Source organism: Neorhizobium sp. T6_25 (assembly GCF_002968555.1).
In the GTDB taxonomy this organism is placed as follows: Bacteria; Pseudomonadota; Alphaproteobacteria; order Rhizobiales; family Rhizobiaceae; genus Neorhizobium.
Map to the genome: position 1 here is coordinate 43,096 of NZ_PVBL01000023.1, position 12,130 is coordinate 55,225.

The window sequence follows — 12,130 nt, forward strand, 5'->3', positions numbered from 1 at the left end:
CGGCAGTATCGATTCACGCTAAGCCGTCGCAGTAGCCCATGGCGCCGGGCGGGTTATGACATTGCTGATCACGAAGCGGCTTCGCGGCAGCGCAGGCATCCGCGACCATTCGATCTGCAGATCCTGTTCGGGAACGTCATACGCCATCTGTTGGGTCAGCATTTCCGTTGCCTGCTTCATGAGCGCAATTGTGATCCACTCACCCGGACAGCGATGGTTGGCGTAGTGGTCTCCCCCGCCCTGCGGAATGAAGTTGAACTGGCCACCGTCCCATCGACGAAATCGCTCGGGCTCGAACTCCTCCGGCTTCTCCCACGTTCGTCGATCCTGATTGCTCCCGTATAAATCCAAAATCACACGACGGCCTTCAGGAATTTTGTAACCGTTCATTTCGAACGTCCGTCGCGCACGGGCGGCGACGGCAGGGAAGAATGGATAGAATCGGCGCACTTCCTGAACGAAGAGGTTGGCGTAATCGTCATCACCGGAGCGGAGTTTGTCCCGGACATCCGGATGCAGATGCAACGCGTGCGCCACGAAGACCATGTAGACCGAGACCGCGACGATCGGCCGGATGAGGTTGAGCAGCTCGACGGCGGCGACCTGGGGTGCCAGCAACTCCCCATCAGGATCACGATGCCAAGCAATGGCATGGGCGGCGGCAGGTCCTGGCGGATGGAGCCGGCCGAATCGGACTTCTTCGACTACGTTCGCAAGCCACCGATCGGCCCTTTTCCGTGCCGATCGCGACCATAGATGCCGAACTCCCACCGACCCCGCGTGGTCGTAGAGGGCCACTATATCCTCCGTTCGCGCATCGACTTCCGGGTCGGCCAGAGGAATGCCGACCCAGGCACAGCTTGCGCGAGTCAGAAGCCGCTGGAATTCCGGATAGAGCACAACGTTGGGTATCGACGTCCACGCCCGCATGCGCATCCGCCATTCCACTGCCGTCAGGCGAATGAGCTCCCCAATTTGCTCCGGGCTCATCAGCGACATGAACAACTGCTTGCGGCGTCGGTGTGGTCCGCCGTCGAGACCCTGTACGCCGCCCTCGCCGAGTAACGTCTTCTGGATCGCCTTAGGCATGGCACCTTTACGCACAAAGAGGTCCGGATCGTAGAACAGCCGGGCCGCTTCCGGACCTGTCATGCAGATTGTCCTCTGCAGCAGGAGCCGTGTCTCGAACAGGTCGGAGCGGTGGCGCCGACATCTGTCGGAAATGAACCTGTAAGGGTCGCCGACGAGGGCCAGCGTCGAGTCCAGGTTTTTCTCAAATGGGATTTCAGCCATTGCTACCTCGTTTGAGCGTCTCGCATACAATCAGCTATCTCAGCCGATCGGCGCCGCAGGCACTGCACGTTTGTGGGCGGTGGACCGGTACGCCGTCAGGATCCGTTGCAGCGCGTTCTCGCCGATCGCCCTGCCCTCGAGGAAGTCATCGATTTCGTCGTAGGTGAGGCCGTAGACATCCTCGTCGGGCTTGAGCGGCGCGTCGGATTCAAGATCCGCCGTCGGCACCTTGAAGACGAGATCCTCCGGAGCGCCGAGATGCTGCGCGACCGCCCTCACCCGCCGCTTGTTGAGACCCGAAAGCGGCAGGATGTCGGCGGCGCCGTCACCGAACTTCGTGAAGAACCCCATCAGCGCCTCGGCCGCATGATCGGTGCCGATGACGAGGCCTCGCGTTGCGCCTGCGAGTGCGTATTGGGCAATCATCCGCTGGCGGGCCTTGATGTTTCCGAGATGGAAGTGCAGGCGTTCGCCTGAAACGAGATCGTCGGCATCGCGCCGGATCTCGGCCATCATGGCGTCGGCTGCCGGCTTTATGTCGATGGTGACCGTCCGATCCGGGCGGATGACATCGAGCGACTTCCGTGCGTCATCCTCGTCGGCCTGCTCGCCGTATGGAAGCCGTACCGCGATGAACTCGGCACTGTAGCCGCCGTCTCGCAGCCGTTGCACCGCCCGCTGCGCGAGCATTCCTGCCGTGAGCGAATCCACGCCGCCGCTGATGCCGAGGACGAGCGCCCGCATCGATGATGCCTGGGCATAGTCTGCAAGGAAGGCCGAGCGGCGATCGGCTTCGGCCGCTGCATCGAAGTCTCTGGCGACTCCAAGTTCCTCGATGATCCGAGCGTGTTCGTCGAGCATGTCTGTCCTCCGATGGAAATCAAGTAAGCGACAACGCATACCTGGCGCTCCCGTTGCAGACTTCCACGTGAGGCATCCGTCATCGCTCATTTCGGCGAAGCAGCACGCAACGGATATATGACGGCGGCGGAAAAATTCGTTGGTGAAAAGCCGGCGTTTGCCGTCGAACTTAATCTTCTCGACATCGGCGACCGGCTATGATTGCGCTGCGATCGTCAGGGCATACGCCACCGGACAGATATTGCGTGCTCTGCGATATACAGTTGCAGGCGGGGAGACGGGGAGGCAACCGTCCGGACGCAAGGGTGTCGAATCGAGCGCTGCGGAGATCGCCGCAGCAATCTGGGACACGCTTGCCTATCCCCATAGCCACCGCGCTGGTGCTGCACATCCTCGCCACAATGATGCTCAACTGGTCAACAAGGATGGAACGCTGCTGCGGATGCTGGCGGCACAGTGAAATCTTAGCAGGAGGCTTAGGCCTTACCGCGGCCAAGGCGTGACGCCCGGTTGGGTGAGACCGTTCAGTCGTCGAACTTGCATCGGGGCTCGACACTCCACGATGTATGGTGAGCCGCCCTTTGATGCAGCCAGGCGTGAAAACGAAAAAGCCTGCCGCGGGAGGAGGTGCGGCAGGCTTTCCGAAAAAAACCGAACAACAGCTACGAGGAGGAGTGCCGCTGTTCCAACAGACGTCCCTTGGGAGGAGGAGTGGGCCGCCTGAAATCGAAGCTCTGCGGGAGGAGGTGCATTGCTTCGATGAAAACCAGGATACTCATTCTCGCTGCACATTAAATAGACTTTGCTGCAGTGCAGCTATGCCAGAAACGCACGACCGAATACTGATGAGAGTGAGTTCCAGCGTAGCGCTTCGCGGCGGCCGGACACAGAACGCCCGCGTCATTAGCGGGCGTAGTGTCAGTCAGGTGGGCAGAAAAAAGCCGGTTAGCGAGCAACCGACTGGCGAGCAACGCTGTGGATATCGGCACGATCGATGCCGAGATCCTGCAGTTCGCGAGAGCTCATACGGCCAAGTTCGGTAACGGTCTGACAATACTTGCGCCAGTTATTGAAAGAGCGCGCTACCTTCATGATGATCCCCTTTCATGAGGTCTCTGACGCCAGCAACCATGCTTTGGTTCCAACGTCGTTCGAATTGGAATATAGGCTCTTGAACGCGCGCCTATAAGACACAAGGTCTCAGGTCGGCCATGTACTCAAACATGGGCCAACGGAGGTGGGATAAAGGGGCTATCAGGCCCGGAACCGCTCGAAGGCAGTGAGGCGTTTGATTAGAGGATCGGCGTCTGGATAGCGGTAGATTTCGCCCTTGAGATAGCGCAGTTCATCATTGAGCGCTTCTTCCCCAACCTCGATCCACCAGGATTTGGGACGGCCGTCGCTTCCGTCGGACCAGCGATAGCCTCGCGCCTTCAGGTGGTCCTTCATGTCGAAGGGGCTGTTCTCGGCAAAGATCCGGACACGCGACCTCTGGCTTGCATCATAGAGTTCGGCAAAAGCGGTAGACACCGATCCTTCGACTTCCCGAGCGAGAACCTCCAAAAGCGCGAAGCAATCATCGACAGCCCTATGACCGTCATGGAAGTAACCCGCCTGCCCGATCAGGTAACCGAGCTTGGTGCCCTCATATCCGCGCGAAGCCCAGTCGATCTCGGAGTTAGAGCAAGCCCAGGCCTTGCCGGAAAACAGGTGAGAAAATGCCTCGCAAAATGGCCGGTCGAAACCGGCATTGTGGGCGATCACCAGATCAGCCGGTTCAATCAGCGCCCCTAGCGCTGCCATGTCGATCGTTTGCCCGGCCACCATATCATCTGTGATCCCGGTGAGCCTGGTGATCTCGGGAGGAATGGAAACGCTCGGCTGCTGAAGTCCACCGTAGATGCCGGTCACGTCACCGATACTTCCTGCCGCATCGAAGGTGAAAGCGATCACGCCAATCTCGATTATCTCATCCTTGCGAGCATTGAGGCCCGTGGTCTCGGTGTCGAGAATGATGCCCTTGAGGGGGTACCCCGGGCGTGGGAATGGTGAGATTGGGCGCGGCATAAGTTTCGTGAGGATGCGGTAGCGGCCCGTCTGTGAGAGATAACGGACCATCTCCTCATCGCTCACGGGGATGGCATGCTTGTCGGGTTCTGCGGATTTGGAAGCGCTACGCGGGACCACATGGTCGCGCGAAATCTGCTCCAAAAACATGTCAAACTGTTCTGCCATTCCTGTTGTCAAAGCCCCGCCGCCGATCTTCCACCTTCAAAACACGGCACGATCGGCAGATCAACCTTGTCGGTCGGAGTGCGATGTCAGCTAACTTGGCCAGCAAGGTTTGCAATCGCGAAGTTTCAAGCAGTGACAGCCCTTTTGTCGTTGGGTAGAAGCGTTCAAAGCAGGAAGGTTATACCAGCTTCAGCAGGAACTGCGAAAGCCGTCGTCTCCCGCAAGGCCGGTTAAAAGGGTTGCACAGGCAGGTTGTCTAGTCGCATTGCTACCGTCAAGGTGGTTTTTACAGGCAACATCGTCGCCGTATTGAAAGCAGGCGAGACGGGTAAATCGATTTTTGGATCGAGCTGTTCGGCCCTGGGGAGCAGGGTTGTCTCCGCAGTCGACAAATAGTCGCCGCATAATGGTCCTTCGCAGGCAGGACCTTCCTCTTTAGCGCGCAGTACAGCCCCCGGCGCGCGGGTCCGCTCTTAAACCAGCAACCGCTCTAGCACCGCTTTTTGGGCCGTTGAATGTGGAAGCCTTGAGCGGAATCGAACCCGACGACCTTATTTGGGACAGCAACCAAGCTGGATTTCTTAGTGAAAATTCCTGCTCTTCACCTTCAGCGTATCGATATGAAGGTCAGGCACGAACATGTCGCGCGGGGCTACAACAGGCTTCGGCTTGTCCCGCGGATCCGGCCCACCTCCCCGCGCAAACTCATCGCCACGGCCGGCCGGCAGCTTGAACTCTTCATCGCGATCGGCAAGGTCGGCAACGTCGCCTGACAGGTCGAACAGCTGCAGGGCGACAAGATGCACGACCTCCCCTTCCCGCTGAATCCGGCCATTGACGGCCATCATCGAGGATCCGAGAACGACCCGCCGGCGCTTTTCAAACAGCGTCGGCCAGACAACGAGATTGGCAGGCCCGGTCTCGTCCTCGATGGTAATGAACATGACGCCCTTGGCCGATCCGGGCTTTTGCCGCACCAGGACAAGTCCGGCGGTATAGACCCACCGCCCCTCCCTCGAATTCATCGCCTCCGCACAGGTGATGATGTTGCGCACTGATAAATCCTTGCGCAGGAAGGCGATCGGATGCTGCCGCAATGTCAGCCCGGTATGGCTGTAGTCCTCGATGACGTTATGCCCGTCCGTCATCTGCCGAAGCGCCACCTCCGGCTCCTGCTGCTCGGCAATCGCAGCCATTTCCCGTTCGGCAGCCGCGGCAAACAGCGGCAATGGTTCATCGCGCAGCGCCTTGATCGCCCAGAGCGCATCCCGACGCTCAAGCTTCAGCGACGGCAGAAAGGCATCGGCCTTGGCCAGCTGGACGAGCGCTTCCGATGGGACGCCGGATCGACGCCACATATCATCAACCGAGGCAAAGGCATTGTCCATGCGTGCCGCGACGATACGCGCAGCGTCAGCGACAGCCAGTCCTTTCACCTGCCGAAAACCGAGCCGGACGGCATGGCGCCCAGAATTGCCGAGCCGCTCCAGCGTGCAGTCCCATCGGGACAGATTGATGCAGACCGGCCGCACCTCGACGCCGTGGGCTCTCGCGTCGCCGACAATCTGCGCCGGCGCGTAAAAACCCATGGGTTGCGAATTGATGAGCGCCGCGCAGAAGGCTTCCGGATAATGGCATTTGATGTAGCTCGACGCATAGGCGATCAGCGCGAATGAAGCCGCATGGCTCTCCGGAAAGCCGTAGCTTCCGAATCCTTCAAGCTGCGAAAAAGTCTTCTCGGCGAATTCCTGAGCGTAGCCGTTCCTCACCATGCCCGATACGAGTTTGTCCTTGAACCGCGAGACGCCGCCGGTGAACTTGAAGGTCGCCATCGACTTGCGCAGCTGATCGGCCTCGCCGCCGGTAAAGCCGGCGCAGACCATCGCCACCCTCATCGCCGACTCTTGAAACAGCGGCACGCCGAGCGTCTTGCCTAGGACCGCCTCAAGCTCGGGCGTCGGATATTCGACTGCCTCCTTGCCTTCGCGCCGGCGCAGATAGGGATGCACCATGTCCCCTTGGATCGGACCGGGCCGGACAATGGCGACCTGCACCACGAGGTCGTAGAAGGTTCGGGGTTTCAGCCGCGGCAGCATCGCCATCTGCGCGCGGCTTTCGATCTGGAACGTGCCGAGCGTATCGGCCTTGCGGATCATCGCATAGGTTGCCTGATCTTCTTGTTCGACAGCGAGATCAAGTTTTCGACCATTATGTTCTTCGATGAGCTTGAACGCTTTCGCCATGCAGGTCAGCATGCCGAGAGCCAAGACATCGACTTTCATAAACTTGAGGGCTTCGACGTCGTCCTTGTCCCATTCGATGATCTGGCGGTCCTTCATTGTTGCCGGCTCGATCGGCACGAGGTCGTCGAGCCGGTCATGGGTGAGGACGAACCCGCCCGGATGCTGGCCAAGATGGCGCGGGGCGCCCATCAATTGCTGCGCCAGCTTCAGGGTCAGCACCAGCCGGCGATCGTCGGGATTGAGGTTGAGTTCGCGGACGTTGCGGTCGCAGACTTCCTCCGACCAGGACCACATGCCCGACGACAGCGCCTTGATCACATCCTCCGGCAGGCCGAGTGCCTTGCCGACATCGCGGATCGCGCCGCGGGCGCGGTAGCGGGTCACGGTCGCGCAGAGTGCTGCCTTCTCTCGACCGTATGTGCGATAAATCCACTGAATGACCTCTTCGCGCCGCTCGTGCTCGAAATCCACATCGATATCCGGCGGCTCGTCGCGCTCTTGGCTGACGAAGCGTTCGAACAGAAGATCATTCGTCGAGGGATCGATGCTGGTGATGCCGAGAATGTAGCAGACGGCGCTGTTGGCGGCAGAACCCCTCCCCTGGCAGAGAATGCCTTGGGACCTTGCATAGCCCACGATCGAGAAAACGGTCAGAAAATAGGGCGCGTATTTCATGGTACGGATGAGATCGAGCTCGTGGCGCACGACCTTCAACACATCGGGCGGCAGACCTTCGGGATAGCGATCGGGCACGCATTGCCAGACATAATGCTCCAGCGAAGCCTGGGCATCCTTGCCCGGTACGATCGCCTCCTCCGGATATTGGTAGGTGAGTTCCTCGAGCGAGAAAGTGCACCGACGGACGACCTCCATGGTTCGCGCGAGGGCTTGCCGGTATCGCGGAAACAAACGCTCCATTTCTTCCGGCGGCTTCAGATAACGATCAGCGTGGCGCTCGCGCTCGAAGCCGACTTCGTCGATCGTCGTGCGGGTGCGGATGCAGGTGACAATGTCCTGCAACTGCCGACGGCCTGGCTCATGGAAGAGGACATCATTGGTGACGACCGTCCGCACCTTGGACCACGCCGCAAGATTGGAAATCTCATGCAGGCGCAGCTGGTCGTTCTGCCGACGCCGCAGACAAAGCGACACATAGGCGCGATCACCAAACACCTCGGCCATCTTGCGCAGCTGGATCCCGCAGCTGTCATCCGGCAGGTCCGGCACAAGAATGCCGATCATGCCGTCATTGTAGGCGACGACGTCGTCCCAGTGCAGGATACAGTTGTTCTTGCCGCCGCGCGACTTGCCAAGCGTGATCAGGCGGGTCAGCCGGGAATAGGCAGCCCGGTCGGTCGGGTAGGCCAGCACCGACATGCCGTCGGCCAGATCGAGCCGGCAACCGACAACGAGGCGTAATCCCGTGGCGCGCGATGCTTCAAGCGCCCGGACGATTCCGGCAAGCGAATTGCGGTCGACAACGCCGAGGGCTTCGATGCCAAGAGCCTTGGCGGTTTCGAACAGTTCCTGCGCCGAGCTTGCACCGCGCAGGAAGGAAAAATGGGTCGTGACCTGCAGCTCGGCATAACTCATGCGAAGATCCCATGGCAGAACCAGCGGTGGCTTCCGGTTTCCGGATCGATGCCATCACCGGAGCGAAACACCCAGAGACGCTCGCCAGCCTCGTCTTCAATGACGAAGTAGTCCCGCACCGCCTCCATCTCCGCGTCGCGCTGCCACCACTCGCCGAAAATCCGCTCAGGCCCATCGGACCGCTTGACCTTCCGGCGCTTGCCACGCCAGGTGATCGAGACCGGTGGACGGTCCGGCAGTAAGGCGATGGCCTCGATCAGCTCGGGACGGGCCAGCAGCCGGACAGGCCGGCGCCAATGGCTGACCCAGGTAACCTCGATCGGGTCGGCCGCGGCGCTGATGCGCTGGACGGAGCGCTCGGGCACGTCGGAGGCAACGGGTGCCACTCGATACACACGCTGGCCGCGGTTGCCGTAGATATCGATCAGCGGCGTGACGTCCTTCACTTCCTCCTCGACCAGCGAGGAGCATTTCTGGCGCTCCTCCAGCGGCTCGACTATCACCGCAACCAAGGTGAGCTTCTCGATCCCGAAACCGGGCTCGATCTTTTCCGTCCGGTCGCGAAACAGCTTCGTCAGCCAGGCGACATCGCGCACCGGCTTCACCGTGCCGGCGCGGATTGCCTGCCGCGTACCGTCAACCTTTTCGACGATCAAGTCGGCGCGCCGAACACCAAGGCCGCGCCTTTGCAGCTCCTCGATCAGTTGCACGACCAGCCGGCCGACATATTTGTCGATGGTTTCGGCAGCACCGATCGGCTCCGCAAAGGCTCTGGAGACCTCGACGAGCTCAGGGGTACGGAGCGGATCGATTGGTTCGGAAGCGCGGCCGAACATCTGGTCGAGCCGCCGGCCGATCTCCGGGCCGAAACGAAGCGTCAGCGGCGCACATGGAGTATTGGCCAATTCGCCGATGGTCTGGAATCCGAGCGTGCGCAGATCGCTGACGACTTTCCTGGGAAGGCGCAGCAACAATATCGGCAGCTTTTCGACCGCGCGGACGGTCTCACCGGTCGGCACGATGACCGTTTCGCGGCTGATGGCGCGGGCGCAGGCGTGGGCCGCACCCCAGGTGTCGGCGATCGCGACACGGGCGGTGAGTTTTTTTGCCAGGAACTGATTGGCGATCTTCGTCACCATGGCGAGCTCGCCGCCCTGCAGGTGATCGGCACCCTCTGTGTCCATGACGATCCCATCGATCCCATCGACCGCGACGATCGGCGAATAGAGCGTCAGCGCCCAGCGGGTAATGCGTTCGAGTGCTGCGGCATCCATCTCAGGATCCGCATCGACCAGCATCAGGCCGCGAAATAGCGCCTGTGCTTTGGCCGCCGGCATGCCGACATGCACGCCGGCTTTTCGGGCGGCGGCGTCGGCGGCCGACACCCAGCGTTTCGAGCCGCTCTTGGCGATCACGGCTATCGCCTGTTCAGGAAGAATAGACGGATCGGCGCGACGAATGCGATCCGTCGGCAGATCCGGAAGATAGATCGAGACGACCCTTGTCATCGCACGCCCTCACGAGAAACTCAGCACATTCACCCGCTTTTACGCGCATCAGTTCCAGCAGCCATTGGGCCCTCCCCACACCCGGCACCGGCAATTCCTCCGACGGCATGACGCTCACCCGCCACCGCGTGGTCGACGCCGTCGGCTGCCCGAAATCATTGGCCTCCGTCTGCCGTCGCCAGCGTCGGACGGCAAGCGCCATCGTGCCCGTTTGCTCGGCCGCCAGCTGCAGCCGGCGCGAGCTGACCATCGGCAGGCGAACGAGTTCACCGACGACGGCGCCGAGCCCACCGAAGGACAGCCCTTCCTCCATGTTTGCCAGAACGTCTTCCTCCTTGTCGGACTCGACAAAGACCACCCGGTCGGGATGGAGACCGACCTGGGCGAGCGCGGGAAAGAACAGGTCTGGCCGCGTCAGGCACCAGACGATCGGGCCTTTGGTGCGGGCCGCGATCCCTGCGGCACAGAGCGCTGCCGCTGCACCATCCACCGTGCCCGACCCGCCGCCGGCAAATTCGTGCAGGGCGCCATAGGCTAGGCCACCTCCCGGCAGGACCGCATCGATTTCCGGCACCCCAAAGGACAGACAGCCAGCCTTTCTGGCTGACACGCCCTCCAGCGAGGCAATGCGCTCGCGCAGATCGGAAATCACCCTTTCGCGGGCAGCAGTCATCGTTCACGGCTCCCTTCAAGGTCGCGTTGGCGGCCGACATCATGTCAGACAAAATGCGGATGTTCTCTTTCTGTTCCGGCCGAATAAAAGAGTCAAGCAACCGGAGGAATGGGAATATTATCCTGAACATTAGAAATCCGCAGAATACCCATGGGAATCAGCCCAATAGCGGCCGGCAGATTTTTTTGAAGCGGTGCGAGCGCTCGCTATCCTTGGTGTGAATTGCAGGGGACAAGTCGGGATGGTCGTAGTGTCTGCAAATTTCTTCTCGATCCCCGCGCATGAGGGCACCCCGCCGACAAAACGTCGCGGATCAAGCGGCCGGACGGTCATGGCCCCCCGCCCGACATGTTGCTGTCCTCACTGGCGCAACGCAGTTGATAAGCGCCGCAGTTGCGGCTCGCGCTTTAGACCGCCAATCTTGACTGGAACGAAGCGTTCGAAAGAGGCTTGACGCGGAATGTACCTGCCGGGAGTGGCCGCAGGATTTCCTCTTCCGGTAGAAGCCCATCGAGCCAGTCCATCCGCTGATCCCGTGTCAGCACCGCCATCTGCCGGTCATGATAGGGCGCAATGTCGGCATTCGCCTCGACGGTCAGGATGGCATAGGCCTCGGGCCAGCCGATGGACGCCTGTCGCCAGATACCCGCGAAATAGAACCAGTCACCGTTCTTGAGCGAGAAACAGAAGTTCCTCGCCCCACTGCGATGGCGAAACTCGGATGCCGGCACCAGGCAGCGGTGGGTTGGAAACGTCCTTTCTTCAGAGCGGACGACATTGGCCGCGCGTGGGCCGCCATCGAGCGGACATAAACCCCAGGGCAGCTCCACCATCTCCACATCGCCGTCATGCCGTCTTATGATGACGCGGCGCTCGTCGAGCGGGGCGTCGGACTGGAAAACCTTCGCGTTCATCATATGTAGAACATAGCAAGAACCACGCTTCACAACAAGAACTGCGAGGAAAGCATGTGCAATGATTATCGGCTGATGGTGGACGTGGCGTCGATTGTGGAGGACTTCGCCCATCTCAAGATCAAGATCCGCTTTGGTGAAGGTGCACCGAACGTTGAGGCACGCGAAGACATCAAGATCACAGATATGGCGCCGATCATCCGCACAATCGAGGGAACGCGCGACGAGGCGGACCTCGTCCAGCGCCGATGGAGTTGGCCTGGCCAGAACAAGCGGCCGGTCTATAATTTCCGCTCCGATGGACGCGAGTTCGATTCCAACCGATGCCTGATCGTCGCCGATGGTTTCTACGAGTTCACCGAACCAACCGAAAAAGGCAAAAAGCGCAAGGACAAGTGGCTGTTCACCAAGAAGGACGAACCAATTTTCTGCATCGCCGGCATCTGGCGCGAGACGGATGACGTGGGGCAAGCCTTCACCATGCTGACGATGGAGCCTGGCCCGGATATCGCGCCTTACCACGACCGGCAGATCGTCATCCTCGAACGGGACGCCTGGGGCGACTGGCTCGATCCATCTGTCTCGGCGAAGTCTCTGATCAGGCCGCTTCCCGCCGGCACCCTCAATGTCGAGCAGGTCGGCTGACGCGCTTTCTGTTTCCATCACCGCATCTCAACGGGGCTGAATTGGAACAAAATGCGGGCTGGATGCTTCTCAGTTCCGAGGCCCGTGCCGTGTCAACCGGACGTGACAGGGATGATGAACGCGCTGCCTGCGGCCAACCAAATGGCAGTCGAGCGTCCCACCTGT

General features: G+C 60.6%; 10 protein-coding genes. 2 read left to right on the forward strand and 8 right to left on the reverse strand.

Features of this window, described 5'->3' with window-relative positions; genetic code table 11:
- Positions 1 to 18 precede the first annotated feature (18 nt).
- Positions 19 to 1,293 (reverse strand): cytochrome P450, encoded by a 1,275-nt coding sequence (locus C5L10_RS24745; RefSeq protein ID WP_105431826.1) that lies wholly within the window; start codon positions 1,291 to 1,293, stop codon positions 19 to 21.
- A 39-nt stretch (positions 1,294 to 1,332) separates the two neighbouring features.
- A complete protein-coding gene (gene nadE / locus C5L10_RS24750; protein ID WP_105431827.1) occupies positions 1,333 to 2,154 on the reverse strand; it encodes an ammonia-dependent NAD(+) synthetase in 822 nt (273 codons plus the stop codon).
- A 139-nt stretch (positions 2,155 to 2,293) separates the two neighbouring features.
- Here nadE and C5L10_RS33795 point away from each other — a divergent pair, with 139 nt between their 5' ends.
- A complete protein-coding gene (locus C5L10_RS33795; RefSeq protein WP_172717157.1) occupies positions 2,294 to 2,614 on the forward strand; it encodes a hypothetical protein in 321 nt (106 codons plus the stop codon).
- 485 nt (positions 2,615 to 3,099) lie between these two features.
- On the opposite strand, the gene C5L10_RS24755 is transcribed toward C5L10_RS33795, so the two are convergent.
- The 6 genes from C5L10_RS24755 to C5L10_RS24785 all read right to left on the reverse strand — a co-directional run bounded on the left by C5L10_RS24755 (position 3,100) and on the right by C5L10_RS24785 (position 11,323).
- The gene (locus C5L10_RS24755; protein ID WP_105431828.1) at positions 3,100 to 3,246 is read right to left on the reverse strand and encodes a DUF1127 domain-containing protein; all 147 of its coding nucleotides are present in this window, start codon (positions 3,244 to 3,246) and stop codon (positions 3,100 to 3,102) included.
- Between the two features lie 162 nt (positions 3,247 to 3,408).
- The gene (locus C5L10_RS24760) at positions 3,409 to 4,389 is read right to left on the reverse strand and encodes a 3'-5' exonuclease (protein WP_172717165.1); all 981 of its coding nucleotides are present in this window, start codon (positions 4,387 to 4,389) and stop codon (positions 3,409 to 3,411) included.
- A gap of 581 nt (positions 4,390 to 4,970) precedes the next feature.
- Positions 4,971 to 8,225, reverse strand: coding sequence for an error-prone DNA polymerase (locus tag C5L10_RS24765; protein ID WP_105431829.1), 3,255 nt, complete (start codon positions 8,223 to 8,225; stop codon positions 4,971 to 4,973).
- Positions 8,222 to 9,733, reverse strand: coding sequence for a DNA polymerase Y family protein (locus C5L10_RS24770; RefSeq protein ID WP_172717158.1), 1,512 nt, complete (start codon positions 9,731 to 9,733; stop codon positions 8,222 to 8,224). Before C5L10_RS24770 ends, C5L10_RS24765 begins: the two co-directional genes overlap by 4 nt.
- A complete protein-coding gene (locus C5L10_RS24775; protein ID WP_105431830.1) occupies positions 9,654 to 10,406 on the reverse strand; it encodes an ImuA family protein in 753 nt (250 codons plus the stop codon). The genes C5L10_RS24770 and C5L10_RS24775 overlap by 80 nt, the downstream gene beginning before the upstream one ends.
- A 407-nt stretch (positions 10,407 to 10,813) precedes the next feature.
- Positions 10,814 to 11,323, reverse strand: coding sequence for an SOS response-associated peptidase family protein (locus C5L10_RS24785; RefSeq protein WP_172717159.1), 510 nt, complete (start codon positions 11,321 to 11,323; stop codon positions 10,814 to 10,816).
- Between the two features lie 51 nt (positions 11,324 to 11,374).
- Here C5L10_RS24785 and C5L10_RS24790 point away from each other — a divergent pair, with 51 nt between their 5' ends.
- Entirely contained in the window at positions 11,375 to 11,965 is a 591-nt protein-coding gene (locus C5L10_RS24790) for an SOS response-associated peptidase (RefSeq protein WP_105431831.1), read from the forward strand.
- Positions 11,966 to 12,130 lie beyond the last annotated feature (165 nt).

Excerpts from the sequence above, each read along its gene's own strand:
- C5L10_RS24745 (WP_105431826.1), bottom strand. The coding sequence starts at position 1,293 with ATGGCTGAAATCCCATTTGAGAAAAACCTGGACTCGACGCTGGCCCTC.
- nadE (WP_105431827.1), bottom strand. The coding sequence starts at position 2,154 with ATGCTCGACGAACACGCTCGGATCATCGAGGAACTTGGAGTCGCCAGA.
- C5L10_RS24755 (WP_105431828.1), bottom strand. The coding sequence starts at position 3,246 with ATGAAGGTAGCGCGCTCTTTCAATAACTGGCGCAAGTATTGTCAGACC.
- C5L10_RS24760 (WP_172717165.1), bottom strand. The coding sequence starts at position 4,389 with ATGGCAGAACAGTTTGACATGTTTTTGGAGCAGATTTCGCGCGACCAT.
- C5L10_RS24765 (WP_105431829.1), bottom strand. The coding sequence starts at position 8,225 with ATGAGTTATGCCGAGCTGCAGGTCACGACCCATTTTTCCTTCCTGCGC.
- C5L10_RS24770 (WP_172717158.1), bottom strand. The coding sequence starts at position 9,733 with ATGACAAGGGTCGTCTCGATCTATCTTCCGGATCTGCCGACGGATCGC.
- C5L10_RS24775 (WP_105431830.1), bottom strand. The coding sequence starts at position 10,406 with ATGACTGCTGCCCGCGAAAGGGTGATTTCCGATCTGCGCGAGCGCATT.
- C5L10_RS24785 (WP_172717159.1), bottom strand. The coding sequence starts at position 11,323 with ATGATGAACGCGAAGGTTTTCCAGTCCGACGCCCCGCTCGACGAGCGC.
- C5L10_RS24790 (WP_105431831.1), top strand. The coding sequence starts at position 11,375 with ATGTGCAATGATTATCGGCTGATGGTGGACGTGGCGTCGATTGTGGAG.